Genomic DNA, 22,814 nt, shown 5'->3' with positions numbered 1-22,814 from the left:
GCTCGCCGTGCATCGGCGACGTCCTTCTGCAGCGCCGCGGCACGGGCGACGACGACGTCAGCCTCCCGACGAGACGAAAGCCGGCCGGACCATGGATCTCCTGTCACTGACCAAGGTTGACGCCACGCTCAGGCCCTATCTTCTCGAGGGCGATGCGGACTCGGTCAGTTCGACCGTGGCGGCGTGGCTCGAGGGTGGTCTTGCCGCCCGCGTTGTTCGAGGGAGGAAGGCCCGGACTCTTCAGGGACTGTTCGATGAGTTCGCGGCCGCGCTCCAGTTCCCCACCTACTTCGGCGAGAATCGCGACGCGTTCGACGAGTGCATCGCAGACCTCGAAGGGCTTCCACGCGGCAACGGCTACGTCGTCGTGATCGACGAGCCGGCTGAGTTGTTGGCGGAGGAGAGCGACGCTGCGTTCGAGTGGTTCGCGCATTCGCTGGCGTCGGCAGCCAGTCAGTGGGCCCAGCCCGTCGAGGTCGGTGCGTGGTGGGATCGGCCTCCCGTCGCCTTTCACGTGGTGCTGGCTGGGGATCGTGCACGGCTCGAGGCCGAGTCGCGCCGGTGGGCGCACGTCGGACTGCCTGGTGTTGCGTTCGGGTCAGCCGGGAACTGAGACAGGTGAGCGCTGACGGTGTCTCCGCGCCGAGCGAGCGCCTGCCTCGCCGCGTGGACGTTGAAGGACCCTCAGTCCTGGAGCCGAGCACGTCACCGCGGCAGCCGCGCGCGGGGCGGATCTCACGGTTCATTCCTCGTCGAGGAACCCCACCACCTCGCGCGCGAACCTCCCCGGCGCCTCGATCTGCGGCCAGTGCCCGACGCCGTCGAGGGTGACGACGCGGACGTCGGGGACGGTGCGGGCGAAGCGCTCGACGTCGCGGGCGGTGGAGAGGGGGTCCTCGGCGCCGCGGACGATGAGTGTCGGCGCGCAGATGCGCTCGAGCCCGGCGGACGGGTCGCTCCTGAACGCCGACAGCAGCGCCGGCAGCGACCCGCGGGCGCCCAGCTCGCGCATCACGTCGCGGACGACGTCGGGCGGCAGGTCCGCGGGGCGCGCGACGTAGCCGCGCATGAGGACGCGTCGCACGAGCGCCGACTCCGCGACGACGCTGGCCGCCGCCGCCGGCAGCGGGAGCCCGATGGTCGCGAGCTGCTTGACGAGGGTGGTCACGGCGCGCGGCTCGCTGGTCAGAGTGCGGAACGGGTGCCGCGGGAGGTCCGTCAGGGCGAGCACCGGACCTCCGGTGAGCACGAGACGCCGGACCCGCTGCGGGTGGTCGACGGCGAGTCGGGTGCCGACGATCGACCCCATCGAGTGGCCCACGACGTCGACGACCCCCAGCCCCAGCCGGTCCGCCAGCTCGTCGACCGCGGCAGCCATGCCGTCGAACGTCAGCCCGCCGGGCGGCATCGCCGAGCGCCCGAACCCCGGAAGGTCGACCGCGAGCACGCGTGCCCGTTCGGACAGCGCCGGGATGACGGGCGTGAACCAGCGCCAGCTGGCCGCGATGCCGTGCAGCAGCACGACGACCCGCTCGGCGTCCGGGTCGCCGACGTCGACCAGCCGCAGGTCCGCCCCGCCCACCTGCACCGTGCGCTCGCTGCTCTCCCACTCGACCTCGCGACCCATCGCCCGACCCTCCCCTCAGATGCCGCGGCGCGCGGCCTCGCGACGCGCGAACTGCGCGTACGACGTCGGTGCTCGGTCGAGCAGGGTCGGCAGGTGGGAGAGGTCGCCGGCCGGCAGGCCGTGCTGGTCGTAGTGGCTCATCATGATCCGGTACGTGTCGACGGCATCCCGGCTCCAGGTGTTGATGCCCCGGACGTTCCGCGCACCGTCGAGCGCCTTGAGCAGACGCACCGCCGACGTCGCCCGCGGCGACGGCAGTGCGGCGACCAGGCGGGGGAGGACGTGCACCGACCGCAGCGGGTTCGTGATCGACGCCGGCGGGATCCGCACCGCCGTGACGCGATGACCCACGACCTCCGACCACGCGGCCGCCATCTCCTCCCGCGTCAGCTCCTGCGCCGACAGGTCGTACGTCTGCCCGACGTGACCTGACGGGTCGCGCAGCACCCGCACGGCCGCCTCGGCCACGTCCTCGACGTCGACCACGCCCATGACGCTCTGCGTGCTCACCGGGTAGGGCATGGAGCCGACCCGGATGAAGTCCCACAGCTCGAGGTAGTTCTGCATGTAGTGCGACGGCCGCAGCACGGTGACCGGGATCCCGGACTCCTTCAACCGCTGCTCGGCGACGTCCTTCTGGTGGTGGTGCGGGAGGACGTGCAGGTCGGGGTGGACCACCGAGTGGAACACGAGGTGCCGCAGGTCGCCGCTCGTCGCCGCGTCGATGAAGGCGTCGAGCAGCGGCTGCTCGTCGATGATCTGCGTCGGGGCCGCGTGGTACGCGCGACCCGCGCCGCGCAGCGCGTCGGTCAGGGCGGACGCGTCGCGCAGGTCGCCGACGACGACCTCGGCGGCGCCCGCCCGACGCGCGACGCCCGCCTGCTGGTCGTTCTTGACGAAGGCGCGAACGTGCTCGCCCGCGGCGGCGAGGCGCTCGACGAGCGGTCGACCGACCCCGCCCGCAGCGCTCGTCACGACGATCAGGTCCGACATGAGCGTCCACCCTTCACCTCTGGCGGCCTCGGCCGCGGGCTCCTTGATGCGAACTATGCACGATGCAGACGTCATTCGCAAAACTCGCAGATCTGCTCTACCGTCCCGTCGTATGACCTGGACACCTCCGCCGGACGTCGCCGGCACACGCGTCGTGCTGACCGGTGCCACCGGCGGCCTCGGCTTCCACGTGGCACGTTCGCTGGCGGACCGTGGGGCCGAGGTCTACATGACCGTGCGCGACCTCCGCCGCGGCGCCGACCTGCTCGACCGGCTGACCTCCGGTGCCTCGCAGGAACGTCTGCACCTGGTCGAGGCGGACCTCGCCGACCTCGGGTCGCTGGCCCGCGGAGCCCAGGAGGTGCGCGAGCGGACGCCGTCGATCGACGTCGTCGTCAACAACGCCGGCATCATGCTCGCCCCCGACGTGCCCACGGCCGACGGCCTACCGCTGCAGATGGGCACCAACCACCTCGGCCACTTCGCGTGGACCGCGCACCTGCTCCCGCACCTGACGCCCACGGGTCGTGTGGTCACCGTGAGCTCCGTCGCCGCCGCGAGCGCGCGCCGCCTCGACCTCGACACGTGGACGTCGCCCGGCGCCCGACGCCGCGACCGCCGCTGGCGCGCCTACGCGGAGTCCAAGCTCGCCAACCTGCTGTTCACGCGCGAGCTCGCGCGACGCCTGTCGTCTGGCGGGAGCGCGCGGACGGCCGTGGCCGCCCACCCGGGCCTCGCGGCGACCGAGATCACCCAGACCGGCATGGCGATGGGCCACCCGGTCCTCGGCTGGCTCCTCACCCGTGCGATCCGACCCGGGCTCCAGAGCGCGCACGCCGGTGCGCAGCCGATCCTGCGCGCCGCCCTCGACACCACGCTCGCGTCGGGCGACTACGTCGGACCGTCGTGGCCGGGCCACACCCGCGGTCGCCCGGTCCTCGTGCGCATGCCGTCCCGCGCGCGCGACGAGGAGCTCGCCGAGCGTCTCTGGTCGGCCTCCGAGCAGGCGGTGGGTCTCGCCTTCCCCGTCTGACGGGCGACGGTCACCGTCGGCGGCGTCCCTATGCTGAGCCCGTGAGCCGACCGTCCCGCTTCGACGTCGCACGACGTCGCGCCGCGGTCGTCCGCGCCTTCGACGAGGGCGTGGGACCCGAGCAGGTCGCGACCGAGCTCGACGTCCACCCCGCCACGATCTACCGGTGGGCGGGAGAGCTCATCGGGAGCCGCGCCGAGCAGCGTCCCGACGGTCACGAGGACGTGTCGAGCCGGCTGGTGCGCAGCGCCCAGCAGCTCCTGCGCGAGCACGAGTACGCGGCCGTCACCATGAAGATGCTGGCGGGCGGCGCCGGGGTCTCCGTGCGGTCCGCCTACCAGCGCTTCGACACCAAGCAGGACGTCTTCGGCGCCGCCGTCGACGCGGCCGCGACCGAGATCATCGAGCGGATCGCGCAGGAGACGCCTCGCCACCTCAGCCCGGAGCCCCTGGAGCAGCTGGAGGAGCTCCTGGTGGTCGCGGCGCGATGCGTCTACGCCGTCCAGGGCGCCCACGTGCTGTTCTGCGACGTCGGCCTCCCGCGCGAGGTCGTCGACACCGGCCGCTGGCACCTGCTGTTCGTCGACGTGGTCGCGCGGCTCCTGCACGAGGCGCAGCGGCTCGGCCAGCTCGGCCCGGACGACGACCCTGACCACCTCGCGGTCGGGATCGTCGCCGGGGTCCGCGGCGTCCACGCCGCCGTCCTCGGTGGATCGACCGACGCGACCACCGGCCAACGACTCGTCCGCGTCCTCGCTCAGGTCGGCTCGGCGTCGCCCCGTGCGGTCGGGGGCTGAGACGCGCGAGGCGACGACGCCGGACTCATCGACGTAGCGACTGCAGGAACTGGGCGACGCCGTCCTGGTCGTGGGCAAGGGCTCGGTGGGTGGCGGCGGCCGCGACCTCGGCCGCCGCGTTCCCCATGGCCACCGACGTCCCGGCCGAGCGCAGCATGCCGATGTCGTTGAGCCCGTCGCCGAAGGCCGTGATCCGTGGTGCGCCGACACCGTGCCTGCTCGCCCAACGCAGCATCGCCATCGCCTTGTCGGCGCGGCGCGACGACACCTCGATCACGCCGCCGGCCGAGTCGGTGACCGAGGTGCGGCGGCCAAGGTGGGACCTCAGCCGCTGCAGGTCCGCAGAGCTGTGCGGGGTCGTCGTGGCGATCACCAGCTGGTGGATCGGTCCCGTCGGCCCGTCCGCCGGGGGGTGGTCGAGGAAGCGGGTGATGCTGCGCTGGGTCGCGATGCCCGCGAAGGACGGATCGTGGAAGAAGCCGTCCCCGCGCTCCCACCCGATCCCGCAGCCGGGCCACAGGCGACGTGAGCGGGAGAGCACGTGGGCGACGCGGCGGGCGGGCAGAGGTGCCTCGTCGACCAGCGTGCTCGAGGGGCCCTCGTGCGTCGCGGCACCGTTGGACACGATGAGCGCGTCGACGAGCCCGACGTGGCGCCCGAGCGCTGACCGCGCGAGCCGCAGCGGTCTCGCTGTCGCGACCGCGAGGAGCGACCCCCGCGCCCTCTCCTCTCGCAGTGCCTCGACGGTCGCCGCGGACAGCTGGCCATCGGAGTCGAGCAGGGTCCCGTCGAGGTCGAAGACGAACGCGCGCCGCATGAGGTCAAACGTATAACGTCGGGGGAGGGGCCCCGCTGCTGGACCGACAGGTGGAATGACGAGAGGATGCAGCGATGTCCGAGTCGCCCGAGAGGCCCGCCCGTCCCACGGGGCACGACGTCGCCGCACGGGCCGGCGTCTCCCAGGCGACGGTCTCGCTGGCCCTCTCCGACCCGTCGTCCACGCGTGTCTCCGCGGCGACCCGTGCGCGCATCGTCCAGATCGCCGACGAGCTCGGATACCGACCGCAACGTGCGGGACGAGCCCTCCGGCTGGGCCGCACCGGACTGCTCCTGCTGGCCGTCCCGGACGTCCGCTCCACCTTCTTCGCTCGCGTCCTGCACGGCGCGCAGCGGGCGGCCGAGGAGGCGGGCGCCTCCGTGGTCCTCGCCTCCGGATGGTCAGGACGTCAGGTCTCGGAGGCGGTCGCCGGCGCTCGGTTCGACGGTGCCATCCTGTGCTCGCCGACCGACGGCATGCTCCGCGGCGACCTCGGCGCGACGCCGGTGGTCCTCGTCGACGCCGACCCGCACACGAGCGGGGTCGAGCGCGTCATCACCCTCGACGTCGCCGAGGGCATGAACCTCCTGGTGTCCCACGCCCGCCGACTGGGACACGTGCGCGTCGGTCGGCTCGAGTCATCGATCGCCTCCCACACCTTCCGGGCGCGGCAGCTCGCCTTCGACGTGGCGGCGCAGGACCTCGACGTGGTCCGTGCGCCGGTCGACCTGGAGCAGGGCGTGAGCGGCAGTGCCGCGGCAGCGGGATTCCTGCTCGACCTTCCCGACCCTCCGACGGTCATCCTCTGCGACGACGACGTCATCGCTGCGGGTGTCTACCACGCGGCCCGCGCGCGAGGGCTGAGCATCCCGGGCGACGTCGGCGTGCTCGGCATGGACGACTCGCCGACGGCGCGCCTCCTCGACCCGCCGCTGAGCACCATCTCCTTCCCGGCGGAGGACCTCGGCGCGGGCGGGGTGCGCGCGGTCCTCGACACGGCGGCACCCGTCGCGGCCGTGGCGCCGCCGCGCATCGTGATCCGAGGCTCGGTCACGCGAGTCCGCGTCGGCTGAGCTCGCGCCTCGGGCGACGGGCGCGCAGTCACGTGCGTTCCTCGGCAGTCATCCACCGTCGTAGGGACGCGACGGCGACCAGCAGACCGACGGCTGTCGTGCCGGCTGCGACCCAGGCGGAGCCCGAGAGGCCGCCGTCGGCGGCCAGGCCGGCCAGCGGCGAGCCCACCGCGTTGCCCATCGTGAACAGCGTGACGAGCCAGGCGAAGGCCTCCGTGACGTGCACGGGATCGCAGAGGCGGCCGACCATCGAGAACGACACTGCCAGCAGCGGGGCTAGGAAGACTCCAGTCGCGAACATCGCTGCGAACATCCCCGGGGGGCTCGGGATCGTGACGAGGGTGAGATAGGTGGCGCACATGCCGACGCAGCACACGACCAGGCGTCGGGGGTGCGGCATGGTCCAGCGCAGGGACCCGTAGATCAGGGCCCCGGCGAGCGCGCCGACGGCGTTGACGGCCAGGAGGAGGCCCGCGCCGCCGGGGGAGCGGGTGTCCTCGGCGTAGGAGACGGCCGTGATGGTGAGGGCACCGATCGCCGCCCCCGAGAAGAAGAGCGTCGAGAACAGCAGCACGAGGCCGACGCTGTTCAGGGGTCCGAACCAGTGCCGCTCGCCGGGCTGCGGTCGCCAGAGCCGGGACGGCTCGGAGCGCGCGAACACCAGCGCGCCGGCGACCCCCAGCGCGGCGGCGAGCCACAGGGCGGCCGACGGGCCTACGACGGCCGTGCTGACCGCGACCATGAGGGGGCCGACGATGAAGACGATCTCCTGGGCCGCCGCGTCGAGACTGAGGGCCGCGTCGAGCTGGTCGTCGTCGACCAGGTCCGGCCAGAGGGCGCGGAGGCAGGGCTCGAGAGGTGGCGTCGCGAAGCCGGCGACGAACATCGCGACGCAGATCAGCTGCCAGTGGTCGTCCACGGCGTCGACCGTCAGGAAGCCCACGGCGGCGACGAGGGACGAGACGACGAGGACGCGTGGTTGTCCGCGTCGATCCACCCAGCGTCCCAGCGTGGGTCCACCGACGGCCAGCCCGAGCGCGAAGAGCCCGACCGCAGCGCCCACGCGGTCGAACGGTAGTCCCGCGTCGCGCATGACGAGGGTCGCCGCCAGCGCAGCGATCGCGCTCGGAATCCGTCCGATGAGTCCACTCGTCAGGAGGCGGGGGACGTGCGCTCGTTGCAGGACCGCGATCTGGCTGGTCATGCGAGCCTCCTCTCGACGTCGTGACGGCTCAGCGAGACCTCGGTCAGCTCCCGCGTCGGAGGCATCCTCGTCGTCGACGAGAGATCATACGTATGACTTGACGCGTGGACAAGACCGTCGAGGACCAGCAGACGGGGTGACAGTGAGCCGTCCCGCGACGACCCGCCACGGTGCCTCGGACACCGCCCTCGGTCAGTCGTCGAGCGCGTCCAGCTCGTCGAGCGCCTCGCGGGCTCGGGCGAGGCGGGCGGCGGGCTCGTCGTCCCACCAGCGGGGTCCGCGCTCCCCGAGACCGTGCTTCGCCAGGCCGACGCGGTGCCGGGCGGCCGCCACTGCGTCGTCGTCGCCCGCCTTCTTCGCCACGCGCACGCCGGAGCGGCCGCGACCCAGGTGCGACGTCAGCCGCTCGACGACGTCGTCGGGCAGGCAGGGGTCGGTGCGGCGCCAGCGTCGACCCCTGACGACGAAGTAGTGCTCGTCCTCGGCGGGGCCGTCCTCGTTCAGGGTCAGGCCTTGACGGCCACGACGGGCGCGTCGGCCTCGAGGAGGATGCGCTGCGAGGTGCTGCCGAGCACCAGCTTGCCGACGGGCGAGCGGCGGCGCTGGCCGATGACGACGAGCGACACGTCGTCGCCCTTCGCGTGGTCGAGGATCGAGTCAGCGGCACCGCCCGCGCCGCGGAAGTGCACGACGTCGCCCTCGACGCCGGCCTCCGCCAGCCGCGCCTGCAGCGCGTCGATCTGCTGCTCCTCGGAGATCGCCTCGGCCGTGTCGGCGCCCGGCGTCGCGACCACCGTGAGCCGCGCGGAGTCGCGCTGGGCCTGAGCGAGTGCCCATGCGAGCGCGGCCTCACCCTCGGGGGTCGGGACGTATCCGGCGACGATCGTGGTCATGCTTCCTCCTGGTCGGTCCCTCCCACCGTAGCCCTCAGCGGCGGCCACGCGCGGCGAGCGCGTCGACGCTCCAGCGGCCGGGTCCGACGAGCGCGAGCAGGAACGCCACGGCCGCGAGGACGAGCACGAACTCCGACCCGCCGTCGGAGACGAGGAACGCGTCGCGGTGGGCGTACCAGGCCGCGCCGAGCATGCCGAGCCCGAGCAGCGGGGCGACGACGGTCGTCAGCGCGCCGAGCACCAGCAGGGCCCCGCCGACCACCTCGAGCGTGGCCAGCGCGACCGCGGACACGTCGGCCAGCGGCACGCCCATCGCGGCGAAGCCGTCCTGCGTCCCGCCGATGCCGCCGGACCACTTCTGCCAGCCGTGGACCACGAACGTGACGCCGACGACCGCCCGCCCGATGAGGAGGCCGAGGTCCTGCGCGGTGGCGTGTCGGCGGTGGTCGAGCGTGCGAGCGATGGTGGACATGGGAACCCCCGAGGTATGTGGACGGTACGTGTGAGGGACGAACGACTATGGGGTCGAGTTCCGCGCGGCCCGTGTGAGGCGAGTCGCGCGAGGTCGTGAAGGGGTCCGCGCGAGCGGCCACGAGGCCTACGATCCTCGGGTGGCGACCTACCTCTCCTTCCTGGCCTTCGCGGCGCTCCTCGCTGTCGCGCCGGGCCCCGACACCTTCCTGACCCTGCGCGCCAGCGTGGTCGGCGGACGACCTCGTGGACTGTTCACCGCTGCCGGCATCTCGACGGCCGGTGCGCTGCAGGGTCTGCTGGCCGCGATGGGACTCGGTGCGGTGCTCGCGGCGTCGGAGCCGGTGTTCCAGACCATCCGCTGGGCCGGTGTCGTCTACCTGACGTGGCTGGGCGTCGGCGCCCTGCGCGCGGCGCTGCGTCGCGACGGGTCGGCCTGGACCGTCGGTTCCGGTCGTGCCCAGGTCCGCCGCCGTACCGCCTTCCGGCAGGGCTTCGTCTGCAACGTGACGAACCCGAAGGTGCTGGCGTTCAACCTGGCCGTGCTGCCGCAGTTCGTCGGGCGCGACCAGGGGGTCGCGGTGCTCGCGGCCTACGCCTTGACGCTCGTGGTCGTTGGCGCGGTGGTGCTGCTCGCGGTCGTCCTGGCGGCCTCGGGTGCGGCGTCGCGCATCGCGCGCCCCGGCTTCCGCCGCGGGGTGGACGGCGGGACGGGTGTGGTCATGCTCGGCTTCGCCACCGCGCTCGCCGCCGAGGGCTGACCGGCCACGTCCCCCCGATTCGGGACGTCATCGCCCGAACGGCGCGCTCAGATGGGCGATGACGTCCCGAATCGGGCGGAGGGCTCGTCGGAGAGGCCGGCGTCGACCCGTCCCCGCATCTCCTCGGTCATCTCCGGGAGCGCGTCGCGGGGGAACCAGCGGGCGTCGGTGTTCTCGCCGTCGGCGGGGTGCGGCTCGCCCGACACCCACTCCAGGCGGAACGTCAGGTCGACGAACTGCGTCCGGTCGCCGTTGGGGTAGACGACCTCGTCGGTCACGCCCACCGACGCGAGCCGCACGGGCCGCGCCACGACGTCGGCCTCCTCGAGCGTCTCCCGCACGGCGGCGTCGGCCGGCTCCTCGCCGGGGTCGATGATGCCCGTGACCGGCGTCCACTGGCCCGTGTCGGCGCGACGCACCATGAGCACGTCGTCGCCGCGCGTGACCACCGCCGTCGTCCCTGGGAGCCAGAGCGGGTCCGTGCCGATCTTGGCGCGGAGGGCGAGGACGAAGTCCGGGGTGGCCATGCCTCGAGCCTAGACGTCGCGGAATGGTCCACCGGTCGCGTCCGTTGACATCTCCATGCGTGCCATGACCTATGCCCAGTACGGCGACGACGACGTCCTCGAGCTCACCGACCAGCCGACCCCCAAGGTCGGGCCGGGCGAGATCCTCGTGGAGGTGCGCGCCGCCTCGGTCAACCCGGTCGACTGGAAGCTGATGAGCGGCGGCCTCGACGCGATGATGGACGTCCGCTTCCCGGTGGTCCCGGGCTGGGACGTCGCCGGCGTCGTCTCCGCCGTCGGGATCGACACCCCCGAGTTCGCGGTCGGTGACGAGGTCGTCGCCTACAACCGCCAGGACTACGTGCACCGCGGCACCTTCGCCGAGTACACGACCGTCCCGGTGCGCGCCGCCGCCCGGAAGCCGCGCGACCTGTCGTGGGAGGAGGCGGCGTCGCTGCCGCTCGCCGGACTCACGGCGTTCCAGGCGCTCGAGCGGCTCGAGGTCGGCCCTGAGGACACGGTGCTCGTGCACGGCGCCGGCGGTGGCGTCGGCTCCTTCGCCGTACAGCTCGCCGCGCGCGCCTTCCGGGCCCGCGTGATCGGCTCGGCGTCCGCGTCGCAGCACGACCGCATCCGCGACCTCGGCGGCGAGCCCGTCGAGTACGGCGACGGTCTCGTCGACGCGGTCCGCGAGCTCGCGCCCGACGGCGTCTCGGTGGTGCTCGACCTCGTCGGCGGCGTGGTCGAGCAGACCGTCGCCGTGCTGGAGGACGACGGGCGCCACGCGTCCATCGCCGACCCCGACGTGCTCGAGCACGGCGGCCTCTGGCTGTGGGTCCGTCCCGACGCCGACGACCTCGGCCGCCTCGTCGGCCTGGTCGACGACGGCACCGTCCGCGTCGAGGTCGACGGCGTCTACGACCTCGAGGACCTCGCCGACGCGTTTGCGCGCAGCCGCGAGGGCCACGTCCACGGCAAGCTCGCCATCCGCGTCAGCAACGGCTGAGCCGCCGCAGCGACGTCGACGCCCTCCCACCCCTCGGGTGGGAGGGCGTCCTGCGTCCGCGGGATCTCACGCAACTCTTCACCACATGAATACACGATGTGTATAGTCGCGCCATGGCTCTCGCTCACGTGCTGCTCGGCATCCTCGCCGACGGACCCGCGCACGGCTACGACGTGAAGCGCGCCCACGACGCCCGCTTCCCAGCAGCCAAGTCGCTCGCGTACGGGCAGGTGTACGCGACGCTCAGCAAGCTGTCGGACGACGGGGCGGTCGAGGTGGTGGAGACCGCTGACCCGTCCGGCGGTCCCGAGCGCACCACCTACGCCCTCACCGATGACGGGCGCGCCCGTCTGGAGGCCTGGCTCGACGACGTCGAGCCGCCCGCTCCGGCGGCCGCGGACGACGTGGTCCGCAAGACGATCACCGCGCTGCACGCAGGGGGCGATGCCGTCGGCTACCTCCGCCGACAGCGCGAGGCCCACCTCGAGGCCATGCGCCGGCTCGTGCGTCAGCGTGACGGCGCCACCGACGTCGCCGCGCGCGTCAGCGTCGACCACGCCGTCGCGCACCTCGATGCCGACCTGCAGTGGCTCCAGGCCGCCGCCGACCGCTTTGCGCGAGCCTCCCTCGAACCCCGACGCCCCTCCAGTGCAGGAGCCACCCGATGACCACGTCCCCGCCCGCCGTCGTCGCACGCGCCCACGAGGTGCACCAGTCCTACGGCCGTTCGCTCGCCCTCGCAGGCGCCTCCGTCCAGGTGGCGGAAGGTGAGCGGGTGGCGGTCACCGGGCGGTCCGGGTCCGGCAAGTCGACGCTGCTGCTCGCCCTGGCGGGTGTCCTCAGGCCGCAGTCGGGGACGGTCGAGGTCGTCGGGCACGACCTCGACACCCTCGACGACGCACAGCGCACGCGGCTACGGCGGCGCGAGATCGGTCTGGTGCTCCAGTTCGGGCAGCTCGTCCCCGAGCTCACGGCCCTGCAGAACGTGGCCTTCCCGCTGCTGCTCGAAAAGTCGGCTCGAGATGCGGCCGAGGCAGCCGCCCACCACTGGCTGGATCGGCTCGGGGTCGGGGACCTCGCCGGCGAGCGGCCGGGCGCCTTGTCGGGCGGTGAGCAGCAGCGGGTCGCGATCGCCCGCGCCCTCGTCACCTCGCCCCGTCTCGTGCTGGCGGACGAGCCGACCGGCGCGCTCGACACCGTCACCGCCGAGGAGGTGATCGACGTGATGCGCTCCGCCACCGCGGAGTCCGGCGCGGCCCTCGTCGTCGTCACCCACGACAATCGCGTCGCCGCAGCCCTCGACCGCGAGGTCGTGCTGCGCGACGGTCGTGTCGTCAGCGAGGAGACGGCCCGATGAGGACCGTCGTGCCCGCGCTCCTGCGCGCCGGGGCAGGGTCGCGCGCGCTAGTCGTGGTCGCCGCGACCGCGGTCGCGACCGCCGTGCTCATGGCGGCCGCGTCGATCGCGATGCTCTGGTTCGACGGCGTCCCCTCCGACCTCGTGGTCGACGCCGTCGGCTACGGCACCGACCTCGAGGCCGTCAACTGGATCGTCGCCGACCCAGGTACCCGCGGCGGCGTGCTGTTCGGCGCGATCGTGCTCGTGCTGCCCCCGCTGCTGCTGCTCGACCAGGCGGTGCGGCTGGGCGCCGCCTCCAGGCAGCGACGTGACGCGGCCCTCCGGCTCGCCGGGGCCACGCGGCGGGACGTGCGAGCCCTCGCGGCCCTCGAGGTGGCGCTGCCTGCGCTCGTCGGAGGAGTGCTCGGCATCCCCACATTCCTGGTGCTCCGGTCCCTGCTCGCGGGTCCTGGCTTCCTCGCCCCGACGTCCTTCCCACCCCTGTGGGTCGTCCCGCTCGTCCTCGTCGGCGTCGCCCTGGTCGGCGCCGGTGTCGGCGCGCGAGCGGGCAAGGACGACCCGCTGGGCACCGCCCGCCGTGTCGACCTCCGGTCGGGCTTGTCGTGGCGGGGCCCGGCCGCGCTCGTCGCCGGCGCTGTCCTCCTGGTGACGCAGCTGGGGGCCGGCTACGGCAGCGACCTCTACCTCCTGCTCACCTTCGTCGCCCTGGGACTCATCGTCCTCGGCCTGGTCGGCTCCGCGCCGTGGGTCGCCTACGGCGTCGCCCGTCGTGCTCTCCGACGTGCGAGCACGGCCCCCGAGCTCCTGGCGGCGCAGCGCGTGCTCGTGGCTCCTGGTGCCGCCGGCAGGGCGGCGGCTGGTGTCGGCGCGATCGGACTCACGCTCGGGACCACGGCCGTCTTCTCGGGGGACGTCATGGCGATGGGCCAGTGGGGCGGCGGTGACACCTATGACGTCGGTGCGGTCGCGACCGCCGTGGCGGCCCTCGTCGCGCTCGCCGTGGTCGCGGGTTCCCTGGCCGTGCACGCCGTCGAGTCGATCTGGGAGTCGCGGCGGGAGACAGCGTTCCTCGCGGCGACGGGCACGACCCAGGCCGACCTCGACCAGGCGCTCCTGCGCCAGGTGCGGCTCGTCGCCGTCCCGCTCGGCGTGACCGGCGCGACCATCGGCGCCCTCGGCTACTCCGGTCTCCTGCTCGTCGGGGAGTCGCTCGCCGGACCCCGGCTGGTCGCGGCCGTCGTGGGGATCCTCGGCACCTGGGCGTGCGTCAGCCTCGCAGCCTGGGCGGCCGCCCGACTCGTCAGGCCGGTGGCGGTCGACGCGGCCCGCCCAGTGCACCTGCGGACGGAGTAGGCCGTGGACCGATTCACCACGGCGACCCGACGTCGCGCTGCGCTCGGTCGACGCCGACGTCGCATGCAGCAGGTCGTGGCCACGGCGCTGCTCGGGTCGGCGTTCACCCGTCCCGACGTGGTCCGCCGTCGGGACGACGCCTGATCGTCGCCGGGGTGCGCGCGCCCGTGCGGATGGCTACCGTCGGTCCCATGCCCAGTCGCGCACCCTCGAAGCAGCCCAGCACCTCGGCCAAGCTCCTCTACCGTCCCGTGGGGATCGTGAGCTCGATCCTCGGCGGGCTGCTGTCGAGCCTGATCTTCAAGCAGATCTGGAAGCGGGTCAGCCCCAGCAGCGACGAGCGCTCCGACGCACCCGGCCCGCTCGAGAGCGAGTACCCGATCAAGGAGATCCTCGTCGCAGCGGCGCTGCAGGGCGCGATCTACGCCGTCGTCAAGGCGGTCATCAACCGCCAGGGCGCCCGGACGTTCGAGAAGGTCACCGGGGAGTGGCCCGGCTCCTGACGCGCCTCGCGCACGACGAAGGCCCCTCGGTCGACGAAGGCGCTGTCACCCCGGTCGGGTGACAGCGCCTTCGTCGTCGTTCGGGGGTCGCGGGGTTCAGCCCGCGAAGACCTCCACGAGCTTGGCGTTGAACGCCGGGATGTCGTCGGGGTTGCGGGAGGTGATGAGGTCCCAGCCGTTGGCGGGGCAGTGGAACACCTCGGCGTCCTGCCAGGTGCCGCCGGCGTTCTTCACGTCGGTCGCCAGCGACGGGAACGAGGTGAGCGTCTTGCCGGGGAGCACGCCGGCCTCGACCAGCGTCCACGGTGCGTGGCAGATCGCGGCCACCGGCTTGCCGGCGTCGACGAACGCCTTCACCAGGGCGACCGACGTCTCGTCGGAGCGCACCTTGTCGGCGTTCACGGTGCCGCCGGGCAGCACCAGGGCGTCGTAGTCGGACGCCGAGGCGTCAGCCACGGCGACGGTCGCCTCGAACGTGGCGTCCTTGTCGGTGTCGTTGACCATCGACTGGACGGTGCCGGCCTCGGGTGCGATGTGCACGGGTGTGCCACCGGCCTCGACCACCGCCTTCCACGGCTCCTCGAGCTCGGGCTTCTCCACGCCGATCTCGGCGGTGAGGAAGGCGATCGTCTTGCCGGACAGGGATGCGTCGGACACGGGGAGTCCTCTCGGTAGGGGTCAGGCAGCGCGGTGAGGGTGCGGGCTGCGGCTGAGGATGTCGCGCCGCTCGGCCTCGCTGAGCCCTCCCCACACACCGTACGGTTCCTGCACCGAAAGCGCGTGTTCACGGCACTGCTCGATCACCGGGCAGCGCAGGCAGAGCGCCTTCGCGGCCTGTTCTCGGCGGGCCTTCGGCGCTCCGCGCTCGGCCTCCGGCGAGAAGAAGCTCTCCGGATCGACCTCACGGCAGAGACCGTCGTACTGCCAGTCGTACGTCTCCTGCAGCGGCATCGGCAGGCGTCTGATGTTGACCATTTCGTGCCCCCTCTCGGTCGCGTCGGAGTCTCCGGCGACCTTGATGGGCTCCGGGACGGAGAGGCTCCGACCAGAAACACAACTTGCTCACAATCTATGCACCTTGAAGCAGAATGGCAAGATCCTGGATCCTCCGTAACATGAGCAACCTACCCAGGAAGGCTGGGAGGTGGCGTGGGTGAAGGAAACACCAGGACGTCCCGAGGAACCCCGTCAGCCCGCGGGACAGTGGAGCGACGTCGCCGACGCCGGCACTGACCTGACGTGGGGCGTGGGAGCAGTCTCCTCGCGACTCGGTGTCGCTGCGTCGACCCTGCGCACCTGGGAGCGTCGCTACGGCATCGGTCCGAGCCACCGCACGCACGGCGGCCACCGCCGGTACACCGAGCGCGACATCACCCGCGTCGAGCTGGTCCGCCGCATGGTCTCGCGCGGGGTCTCCGCGCAGGACGCCGCCCGCGTCGCCCGGCACCTCGATCGCGACGACCTCGCTGCGGCCCTGCGGGGCGAGACCGGTCACACGGCTCAGGTGGAGACCGACGACCTCCTCGACTCCCTGCTCGCCGCAGCGACCGCCAGCGACGAGACACGTATGAAGCAGCTCGTCACCGGCGTGCTGGAGTCGTCGTCCGTGCTCGAGGCGTGGCGCGACGTGCTGTCTCCCACCCTGAGCCGCCTCACGCAGGAGGCCACCCGCGGGAACCTCGAGCGCGACGCGCTGACCCTGGCGCTGCGGGCGGTGCTCGACGCGCTGCTCGAGGTGCGCGGACCCAGCGCCCCGCCCGCCCAGGGTGGGCTCAAGCCGCAGGTGCTGCTCGCGACGTTCACGGAGGAGTCGCAGGCGCTCCCGTTCGTCGCCTGGGCGGCCGCGCTCGCGCAGGCCGACGTCGTGCTGCGCGTCATCGGTCCCGACATCGGCCCGCGGGAGGTGCTCGACCTCGCCTGGAGGCTGTCTCCGTCGGTCGTCGTGCTCTGGAACGCTCCGGGCGACTCGGCGGGGATCGTGCGTCACCACGTCGAGAACGGTGGACGCGCCGCCTTTATCCGGGCCACTCCCGGCTGGCCCGACGAGCTGCGGATCCGCTACGGCACCGAGGCCCCCGAGGTCGCCGCCGACGTCGGCACCGCCGTGCGCAAGGTCCTCGACCGCGTGCGCTGACCGCGACCGCGTCGGGGCGAGGTCTAGCCTGGGTCCATGACCACGTCTGCCGTCCTCACCCGCATCGACGGGCCCGTCGCCTACGTGAGCCTCAACCGGCCCGACAAGCTCAACGGCGTCGACTTCGACGTCCTGCAGGGTCTGCTCGACGCCGCCGCCGAGGTGCGCCGCGACCGCGGCGTTCGCGCCGTCGTGCTCCAGGGCGAGGGCGACTCCTTCTGCGCCGGCCTCGACTTCGCGTCGGTGCAACCCCAGCGGGCAAAGGTCGCCCGGTTCTTCCTCACCCTGCCCTGGCGGGCGACGAACGGCTTCCAGCAGGCGCTCTGGGCCTGGCGCGAGTTGCCGGTGCCCGTGATCGCCGTGACGCACGGCCACGTGTTCGGTGCGGGCATCCAGCTCGCGCTCGCCGCCGACTTCCGCTTCACCGCGCCCGACGCGCAGTGGTCGCTCCTGGAGGCCAAGTGGGGCCTCGTGCCCGACATGAGCGGCACCGTGCCCCTCGTGGAGCTGGTGGGCGCCGACGTCGCCAAGCGGCTCGCGATGACCGGTGAGACCGTCTCGGGCGCCGAGGCTGCGGAGATCGGTCTGGCGTCCGGCGTCGCCGACGACCCGCTGAAGCCGGCGCTGGAGCTGGTCGACGCGATCGTCGCCCGGTCGCCCGACTCCGTCGCAGCCAGCAAGAAGCTGCTCAACCAGGTGCGCCTCGGCGGGCTGCGCTCCGCGTTCCGCCGCGAGCGCCTCTACCAGCTCGCCATGTTCCGCTCCCCGAACACCGTGATCGCCCGCAAGGCCGGGATGAAGCGCGAGCAGCCGGAGTTCGGCCCCCGCACGTTTGGCTGAACCTGAAGGCGCCCAGCGCCTGAACGGTGAAGCCAGGTCGAGTGGTGCACCGGCGAAGCCGGTCCCGCCGTATCGAGACCAGCGGTGAGTGTTGCTGGTCGAGTAGTCGACGCCGCGACGGAGGAGCTGGCGGAGACGTATCGAGACCATTCCAAGTTTTCGCTGGGAGCCGGTTCGCGCCGAGCCGCTGCCGGGTGGTCTCGATACGCAGCCACGGCGCTCCTTCGTCGCGCGTGGCCGCTACTCGACCAGCGGTGAGTGTTGCTGGTCCAGTAGCGCGGAGCCGTGAGGGAGGAGCGTGCTCCGGGTGTATCGAGACCACTCCAAGCGTTCGCTGGGGGTTGGTTCGCGCTGGGCTGCTGCCGGGTGGTCTCGATACGCGGCGACGAGCTCGCTGGCGCTCGCCGTCGCCGCTACTCGACCAGCGAGACAACCGTTGGTCGAGTAGCGCGGAGCTGCGACGAAGGAGCGTGGTCCGGGCGTATCGAGACCACTCCGAGCGGTCGCTGGAGGTTGGCTCGCGCTGAGCTGTTGCCGGGTGGTCTCGCTCCGTCGCGGCTACGCCCCTCGTGCGACGGCTCCATCGCAGGGACCTCGCAAGCTCGTCCCTGCTACTCGACCAGCGGTGGGCGCGACTCCGTGACACGGGCCGGCGGAGGGCGGGGCGCACCGCACGGGCTGGGGGCGGGGTGCGTTGTTAGGCTGGCGCGCGTGACGGACGAGAAGCGCAAGAAGGTTGCCGACCAGTACGACCGCGGCTACGACTACACGGCCTACTGGGACAACCGCGACTACGAGCACGCTGCCGAGGAGGCGGCGATCCGCCGTCTGCTGGACGGCCGTCACTTCGGCCGGGCGGCCGACGTCGGCGGCGGCTTCGGCCGGCTCTGCCTGCTGCTGCGCGAGTACGCCGACCACGTCACGCTCGCCGAGCCGAGCCGCACCCAGCTGGAGGCGGCCGAGCGCGTGCTCGCCGGCACCGACATCGCGCAGGTGCAGATGCAGGCCGACGACCTGCAGTTCGACGACGCCTCGCTCGACCTGCTGACGATGGTGCGCGTCATGCACCACATCCCCGAGCCAACCACCGAGTTCTCCGAGATCGCGCGGGTGCTGAAGCCCGGCGCGACCGCCCTCATCGAGGTCGCGAACTACGGCCACTTCAAGAACCGTCGCCGGTTCAAGAAGGAGGGCAAGGCCCTGCCGAAGGAGCCCGTCAGCATCCGCACGGCCACGGCCGAGGAGCCCGACGCGATCGCGTTCGTCAACCACAACGTCGACACCGTCGTCGAGCAGCTCGCATCCGCCGGGCTGCACCTGGAGCGCAAGCTGTCGGTCTCGAACCTGCGCAGCGAGAAGCTGAAGAAGGCGCTCCCGACCGGTCTGCTCGTCTCGGTCGAGAAGGCCCTGCAGGAGCGGCTCGCGTCGCGCGACTTCGGCCCGAGCATCTTCCTCGAGCTGCGCCGCCGCTGACCGCCGACCAGTACCTGGTGCCTGCGGGCTCGGCCGACGCCGAGCTCGAGGTCAGCCGTTCGCGGTTCGTCGCGCACGTCGCCCCGGTCGGCGACGAGGAAGCGGCTCGCGCCGTGGTCGGTGCCGTGCGGGCACGGCACCCGACGGCCGGGCACCACTGCACGGCCTTCGTCGTCGGCCCGGACGCCCGGCTGCGCCGCTCGAACGACGACGGCGAGCCGTCCGGCTCCGCGGGTCGGCCGATGCTGGAGGTGCTGACGGGACGTGGCGTGAGCGACGTGGTCGCCGTCGTGTCGCGGTGGTTCGGCGGGACGCTGCTGGGCGTCGGCGGCCTGGTGCGGGCCTACGGCGACGCGACCGCGCTCGCCCTCGACGCCGCTGGCACGCGGGTGCGTCGACGTCGACTCCTCGTCGACGTGACCGTGCCGGTGGACCTCGTCGGCGTGGTCGAGAACCGCCTGCGCTCCGGGTGGGACGTCGTCGACGTCGTCTACGGGACGCGCGTGGCGCTGACGCTCGCCGTCGAGCCAGGCCGCGACGGTGAGCTGGGCGCGACCGTCGCCTCGCTGACGTCGGGACGCGGCGACGTCTCGACGGTCGGCGAGACCTGGCGGTAGGTCAGCAAGAACGGTCGGGCGTGGCCCGGGTCGTGGCGTCCAGACTGGTCGCATGCCCGCTCCTCCGCCGGACCGTCTCGTCGCCCTGCTCGACGCGGTGCTGGCTGACGAGCGTCCTCGACTGGGGGACATGGCCGCAGGCGCGCACCTGTCCGCCTTCCACCTCTCGCGCCAGCTGAGCGCGGCCACCGGCGAGCCGCCCGTCGCCCTGCGCCGCCGGGTGCTGCTGGAGCGGGCGGCCTGGCAGCTGCAGCGCGGCGCCCGCGTCACCGACGTGGCCCTCGCCGCGGGCTACGACTCGGTCGACGGCTTCGCTCGCGCCTTCGGTCGCGCGTTCGGACACCCGCCGTCGCAGCTGCCGCCCGCCGTGGAGCGAGGGCACTGGCTCCCGGCGCCGAACGGCATCCACTTCCACGGCCCGTCGGTCCTGTACCTCGATGCGGGGGAGGCGCGGGAGCACCCCGCCGGCGACGTCCTGGAGATGCTCGTTCGGCACGACGTCGACGACGTCGGGGCGCTGCTGCGGGCGGCGCGGTCGCTCGAGGCGGAGGTGCTGGACGCCGTGCGGATGCCGGGCCACCGCCTCACCGACTGGCACGGGCCCGAGGAGACCCTGCGCGCCGTGCTGACCCACCTCGCCCTCGGCGTGGAGCCGTGGCTGGCCGTGGTGGAGGGCGGCGTGGCGCCGTCCGACCTCGGCGTCGTCAGCGTTGCGGACCTCGTCGAACGGCACGACGAGCTGTCCCCGCCCTGGCTCGCCTGGGTCCGCGACGTGCAGCGACGCTCCGCCTGGGGCGACGCCGTGGTCGACGCGCTGTGCGAACCCCCGGAGTCCTTCCGCCTCGGTCAGGTGGCGTCGCATGTGCTGACGTTCTCCATGCAGCGTCGGCACGTGGCTCGGTGGATGCTCGCGCAGGCCGGCGCCACCGACCTGCCCGACCCCGACCCGATCCTCTGGCACCGCCGTGCCGGGCACGACGACCCGAGAGGCCTCCATCCATGACCGAACGTCCCCGCGTCCGCTACGTCACCGCCACCACGCTCGACGGCTTCCTCGCCGACGAGAACGACTCGTTGGACTGGCTGCTGGAGCAGGACCACGACCCTGAGGGCGCCGGCGGGCACGAGCACATGGACGGTGCCGGTGCCCTCGTGATGGGGGCGACGACCTACCGCTGGATCGTCGACCACGTCGCGCGCTCGGGGGAGGACTGGCCCTACGCGCAGCCGACCTTCGTCGTCACCCATCGGACGCCGGACCTCGCCTCGTCGAGCGTGCGGCTCGTCCACGGCGCGCCGACGGCCTGGTGGCCGCAGGTCGTCGCGGCGGCCGACGGTCGGGACGTGTGGGTGGTCGGGGGAGGTGGGCTCGCCGCCGACGTCGCCGGGGAGGGACTGCTCGACGAGCTGGTCGTCTCGATCGCACCCGTCACGCTCGGGTCGGGCAGGCCGCTGCTGCCGGCGCGCCTTGACCTGCGCCTGCGCGACGTCGACCGCAACCGGGCCTTCGTCGTCGCCCACTACGACGTGCTGGGCCGCCGCGCGGGCTGAGCGCGGCTCAGCGGCGCTTCTGCCAGGCGGCGCGGGCTGCGACGGCGGAGTCGGGGTAGTCGGCGAAGACGCCGTCGACGCCGGCGTCGAAGTAGCGGAACAGCTCGGTGCGCACGTCGCCCTGCGCGTTCGGGTCGGTCCCGATGCGCAGGTCGGTGGGCAGGAACTGGTTCTCGTTGCGGATCGTGTAGACCACGACCTTGAGCCCGGCGCGGTGCGCGTCGGCGACGAGCGACGTGGGCGTCGTGTGCGCGCCCTTCGCGTCGCGGGGGATGACCTGGCTCTTGTCGGGCCCGATCCAGCGGGCGTAGCGGGCGACGGAGCGCAGACCCTGCGGCGTCGTCAGGTCGGCGTACGTCGTGTCGTCGCCGCGCGAGACCAGGTCGTACGGTGCGCCCGACGCCGACGTCAGCTGCACGAGCGGCACGCGGGTCCAGCGGGCGAGCTCCTTGAGGTTGGAGGTCTCGAAGGACTGGACGACGATCGGCGCGTTGCGCCGGTCCCAGCCGGCCTTGCGGATCGCGCGCACGAGCGGACGGTTCAGGTCGAGCCCGATCGAGCGGAAGTAGGTGGGGTGCTTGGTCTCGGGGGCGACCGCGATGGTGCGGCGGCCGCGGCTCTCGCGCTTCGCCAGCTCGACGACCTCCGCGAAGGTCGGGATCTCGAAGCGCCCGTCGTACACGGTGTTGCCCGGCCGCACCTGCGGGAGACGCTCGACCGCGCGCAGCGTCTTCAGCTCGGCGAGCGTGAAGTCCTCGGTGAACCAGCCGGTCACGTCGACGCCGTCGATCACCTTGGTGGTGCGCCGGTCCGCGAACTCCGGGTGCGAGGCGACGTCGGTGGTGCCGCTGATCTCGTTCTCGTGCCGCGCGACGAGGACGCCGTCCTTCGTGCTGACGAGGTCGGGCTCGATGACGTCGGCGCCCTGGCGGATGGCCAGCTCGTACGCGGCGAGCGTGTGCTCGGGCCGGTGGCCCGACGCGCCGCGGTGCGCGAAGACGGTGACGGTGCGGGTCGGCTTCTTGCCGTGCTGGACGACCGGCTCGTCGTGCGTGGGTGCGACCGGCGTGGCGACCGCGACGCTGGGGGTGGCGATCGCGCCGGCGGCAGCGAGACTGACAGCGAGCAGCTTCATGACACCAGGGCAGCCGCCGCGGGTGAACATCGGGCGACATCGCGTCGCCGATCACATGACGGTCAGAGGGCGCCGAGGCGCTGCAGCACGTCGCGCACGTGCTGGAGGGCGTTCTTCTCCGCCAGCCCGGTGGTGTCGTCGAAGTAGAGGCCGTCGCCGATGAGCTGGATGGTGCGGGCCAGGGGCTCGTCGCCGAGGTGCTCGCGGAGCACGACGAACCAGGCCTCGCGCAGGTCGGCGAGCGCGTCGGAGGCGCGCGTGTCGTTCTCCTGGGAGACGCGGGCGGCGGCGATGAGGGCGCGGTCGAAGTCGGAGCCGGAGTCGACGGACGTCTCGAGGTAGTAGTCGACCGGGCCCTGGGGCGCCTCGCGCATGGCGGCGGCGTCGCGCGCGCCCTGCTCCCGCAGCCGGGCGAGCATGCCGTCGACCAGCTCGTCCTTGCTGTGGAAGTGGTACAGCAGACCACCCTTGGAGACCTCGGCCTGCGCGGCGACGGCGTCGAGAGTGGCCGCGCGGCTGCCCTGGGTGACGAGAAGCGTCTCGAACGCGTCGAGCACACGGTCGCGGGTGGAGCGCTCGGCCGGCGGCATGGCGCGAGCCTACCCGGCCGGCTGCGACACGGATCACCGACGCGAGCGTCCGCCCGAGTTGGGAACTGTACCGACTGG

Annotated in this window: 29 protein-coding genes; 17 read left to right on the top strand and 12 right to left on the bottom strand. The window is 72.9% G+C overall.

Annotated features, from left to right (window positions below; translation table 11 throughout):
* Positions 1–91: 91 nt before the first annotated feature.
* Positions 92–613, top strand: a complete 522-nt coding sequence (locus tag NH339_RS00625; RefSeq protein WP_253021445.1) for a barstar family protein — start codon at positions 92–94, stop codon at positions 611–613.
* A gap of 129 nt (positions 614–742) precedes the next feature.
* On the opposite strand, the gene NH339_RS00620 is transcribed toward NH339_RS00625, so the two are convergent.
* Entirely contained in the window at positions 743–1,627 is an 885-nt protein-coding gene (locus NH339_RS00620) for an alpha/beta fold hydrolase (protein ID WP_253021444.1), read from the bottom strand.
* Positions 1,628–1,642: 15 nt separating this feature from the next.
* Positions 1,643–2,620: an SDR family oxidoreductase gene (locus NH339_RS00615; RefSeq protein ID WP_253021443.1), complete on the bottom strand. Its 978-nt coding sequence runs from the start codon at positions 2,618–2,620 to the stop codon at positions 1,643–1,645.
* A gap of 112 nt (positions 2,621–2,732) precedes the next feature.
* Here NH339_RS00615 and NH339_RS00610 point away from each other — a divergent pair, with 112 nt between their 5' ends.
* Entirely contained in the window at positions 2,733–3,653 is a 921-nt protein-coding gene (locus NH339_RS00610; RefSeq protein WP_253021442.1) for an oxidoreductase, read from the top strand.
* Positions 3,654–3,694: 41 nt separating this feature from the next.
* Positions 3,695–4,450, top strand: coding sequence for a TetR/AcrR family transcriptional regulator (locus NH339_RS00605; RefSeq protein ID WP_253021441.1), 756 nt, complete (start codon positions 3,695–3,697; stop codon positions 4,448–4,450).
* Between the two features lie 25 nt (positions 4,451–4,475).
* On the opposite strand, the gene NH339_RS00600 is transcribed toward NH339_RS00605, so the two are convergent.
* Positions 4,476–5,267 carry an HAD-IIB family hydrolase gene (locus tag NH339_RS00600; RefSeq protein ID WP_253021440.1) on the bottom strand — a complete coding sequence of 264 codons (792 nt, stop codon included), beginning with the start codon at positions 5,265–5,267 and terminating at the stop codon, positions 4,476–4,478.
* 74 nt (positions 5,268–5,341) lie between these two features.
* Between NH339_RS00600 and NH339_RS00595 the strand changes: the two genes are divergently transcribed.
* Positions 5,342–6,340, top strand: a complete 999-nt coding sequence (locus NH339_RS00595) for a LacI family DNA-binding transcriptional regulator (RefSeq protein WP_253021439.1) — start codon at positions 5,342–5,344, stop codon at positions 6,338–6,340.
* Positions 6,341–6,368: 28 nt separating this feature from the next.
* Here the strand turns inward: NH339_RS00595 and NH339_RS00590 are convergent, their stop codons facing one another.
* The 4 genes from NH339_RS00590 to NH339_RS00575 all read right to left on the bottom strand — a co-directional run bounded on the left by NH339_RS00590 (position 6,369) and on the right by NH339_RS00575 (position 8,909).
* Positions 6,369–7,544: an MFS transporter gene (locus NH339_RS00590; protein WP_253021438.1), complete on the bottom strand. Its 1,176-nt coding sequence runs from the start codon at positions 7,542–7,544 to the stop codon at positions 6,369–6,371.
* 192 nt (positions 7,545–7,736) lie between these two features.
* On the bottom strand, positions 7,737–7,907 hold the full coding sequence (locus tag NH339_RS00585; protein WP_202967686.1) for a hypothetical protein: 171 nt from the start codon (positions 7,905–7,907) through the stop codon (positions 7,737–7,739).
* 143 nt (positions 7,908–8,050) lie between these two features.
* On the bottom strand, positions 8,051–8,437 hold the full coding sequence (locus tag NH339_RS00580; RefSeq protein ID WP_067860848.1) for a universal stress protein: 387 nt from the start codon (positions 8,435–8,437) through the stop codon (positions 8,051–8,053).
* A gap of 34 nt (positions 8,438–8,471) precedes the next feature.
* Complete coding sequence (locus tag NH339_RS00575) at positions 8,472–8,909, bottom strand: DoxX family protein (protein ID WP_253021437.1); 438 nt, start codon at positions 8,907–8,909, stop codon at positions 8,472–8,474.
* Between the two features lie 139 nt (positions 8,910–9,048).
* Here NH339_RS00575 and NH339_RS00570 point away from each other — a divergent pair, with 139 nt between their 5' ends.
* A complete protein-coding gene (locus NH339_RS00570) occupies positions 9,049–9,669 on the top strand; it encodes a LysE family transporter (protein WP_253021436.1) in 621 nt (206 codons plus the stop codon).
* 47 nt (positions 9,670–9,716) lie between these two features.
* Here NH339_RS00570 and NH339_RS00565 read toward each other — a convergent pair whose 3' ends face one another.
* On the bottom strand, positions 9,717–10,196 hold the full coding sequence (locus NH339_RS00565; protein WP_253021435.1) for an NUDIX domain-containing protein: 480 nt from the start codon (positions 10,194–10,196) through the stop codon (positions 9,717–9,719).
* Positions 10,197–10,260: 64 nt separating this feature from the next.
* On the opposite strand from NH339_RS00565, the gene NH339_RS00560 reads away from it, so the two are divergent.
* The 6 genes from NH339_RS00560 (at position 10,261) to NH339_RS00535 (ending at position 14,396) form a co-directional block, all read left to right on the top strand.
* Positions 10,261–11,181 carry an NADP-dependent oxidoreductase gene (locus NH339_RS00560; RefSeq protein WP_253021434.1) on the top strand — a complete coding sequence of 307 codons (921 nt, stop codon included), beginning with the start codon at positions 10,261–10,263 and terminating at the stop codon, positions 11,179–11,181.
* Between the two features lie 113 nt (positions 11,182–11,294).
* Positions 11,295–11,849 carry a PadR family transcriptional regulator gene (locus NH339_RS00555; protein ID WP_253021433.1) on the top strand — a complete coding sequence of 185 codons (555 nt, stop codon included), beginning with the start codon at positions 11,295–11,297 and terminating at the stop codon, positions 11,847–11,849.
* A complete protein-coding gene (locus NH339_RS00550) occupies positions 11,846–12,538 on the top strand; it encodes an ABC transporter ATP-binding protein (protein WP_253021432.1) in 693 nt (230 codons plus the stop codon). The genes NH339_RS00555 and NH339_RS00550 overlap by 4 nt, the downstream gene beginning before the upstream one ends.
* Positions 12,535–13,893, top strand: a complete 1,359-nt coding sequence (locus NH339_RS00545) for an FtsX-like permease family protein (protein ID WP_253021431.1) — start codon at positions 12,535–12,537, stop codon at positions 13,891–13,893. The genes NH339_RS00550 and NH339_RS00545 overlap by 4 nt, the downstream gene beginning before the upstream one ends.
* Positions 13,894–13,896: 3 nt before the next feature.
* The gene (locus NH339_RS00540) at positions 13,897–14,037 is read left to right on the top strand and encodes a hypothetical protein (protein WP_253021430.1); all 141 of its coding nucleotides are present in this window, start codon (positions 13,897–13,899) and stop codon (positions 14,035–14,037) included.
* A gap of 47 nt (positions 14,038–14,084) precedes the next feature.
* Positions 14,085–14,396 (top strand): DUF4235 domain-containing protein, encoded by a 312-nt coding sequence (locus tag NH339_RS00535; RefSeq protein ID WP_253021429.1) that lies wholly within the window; start codon positions 14,085–14,087, stop codon positions 14,394–14,396.
* A 96-nt stretch (positions 14,397–14,492) separates the two neighbouring features.
* On the opposite strand, the gene NH339_RS00530 is transcribed toward NH339_RS00535, so the two are convergent.
* Both NH339_RS00530 and NH339_RS00525 read right to left on the bottom strand, forming a co-directional pair.
* A complete protein-coding gene (locus tag NH339_RS00530; RefSeq protein ID WP_253021428.1) occupies positions 14,493–15,053 on the bottom strand; it encodes a type 1 glutamine amidotransferase domain-containing protein in 561 nt (186 codons plus the stop codon).
* Between the two features lie 21 nt (positions 15,054–15,074).
* On the bottom strand, positions 15,075–15,371 hold the full coding sequence (locus NH339_RS00525; RefSeq protein WP_067860831.1) for a WhiB family transcriptional regulator: 297 nt from the start codon (positions 15,369–15,371) through the stop codon (positions 15,075–15,077).
* Positions 15,372–15,549: 178 nt separating this feature from the next.
* Here NH339_RS00525 and NH339_RS00520 point away from each other — a divergent pair, with 178 nt between their 5' ends.
* From NH339_RS00520 to NH339_RS00495, 6 genes are all read left to right on the top strand, one after another.
* On the top strand, positions 15,550–16,530 hold the full coding sequence (locus NH339_RS00520) for a MerR family transcriptional regulator (RefSeq protein ID WP_253021427.1): 981 nt from the start codon (positions 15,550–15,552) through the stop codon (positions 16,528–16,530).
* Positions 16,531–16,566: 36 nt separating this feature from the next.
* Entirely contained in the window at positions 16,567–17,370 is an 804-nt protein-coding gene (locus NH339_RS00515) for a crotonase/enoyl-CoA hydratase family protein (protein WP_253021426.1), read from the top strand.
* Positions 17,371–18,081: 711 nt separating this feature from the next.
* Entirely contained in the window at positions 18,082–18,843 is a 762-nt protein-coding gene (locus tag NH339_RS00510) for a class I SAM-dependent methyltransferase (protein WP_067860826.1), read from the top strand.
* Positions 18,844–18,860: 17 nt separating this feature from the next.
* Positions 18,861–19,460: a YigZ family protein gene (locus NH339_RS00505; RefSeq protein WP_253021425.1), complete on the top strand. Its 600-nt coding sequence runs from the start codon at positions 18,861–18,863 to the stop codon at positions 19,458–19,460.
* A gap of 52 nt (positions 19,461–19,512) precedes the next feature.
* Entirely contained in the window at positions 19,513–20,463 is a 951-nt protein-coding gene (locus NH339_RS00500; RefSeq protein WP_253021424.1) for a helix-turn-helix transcriptional regulator, read from the top strand.
* Positions 20,460–21,011, top strand: coding sequence for a dihydrofolate reductase family protein (locus tag NH339_RS00495; protein ID WP_253021423.1), 552 nt, complete (start codon positions 20,460–20,462; stop codon positions 21,009–21,011). The genes NH339_RS00500 and NH339_RS00495 overlap by 4 nt, the downstream gene beginning before the upstream one ends.
* Before the next feature lie 7 nt (positions 21,012–21,018).
* Here the strand turns inward: NH339_RS00495 and NH339_RS00490 are convergent, their stop codons facing one another.
* Together NH339_RS00490 and NH339_RS00485 are read right to left on the bottom strand one after the other, a co-directional pair.
* Entirely contained in the window at positions 21,019–22,146 is a 1,128-nt protein-coding gene (locus NH339_RS00490; RefSeq protein WP_253021422.1) for a glycerophosphodiester phosphodiesterase, read from the bottom strand.
* A 62-nt stretch (positions 22,147–22,208) separates the two neighbouring features.
* Positions 22,209–22,736, bottom strand: a complete 528-nt coding sequence (locus NH339_RS00485) for a TetR/AcrR family transcriptional regulator (RefSeq protein ID WP_253021421.1) — start codon at positions 22,734–22,736, stop codon at positions 22,209–22,211.
* Positions 22,737–22,814 lie beyond the last annotated feature (78 nt).

It is taken from the genome of Aeromicrobium sp. CnD17-E (assembly GCF_024124745.1).
In the GTDB taxonomy this organism is placed as follows: domain Bacteria; phylum Actinomycetota; class Actinomycetes; order Propionibacteriales; family Nocardioidaceae; genus Aeromicrobium.
This window is presented reverse-complemented; position numbering and strand designations above follow the sequence as displayed.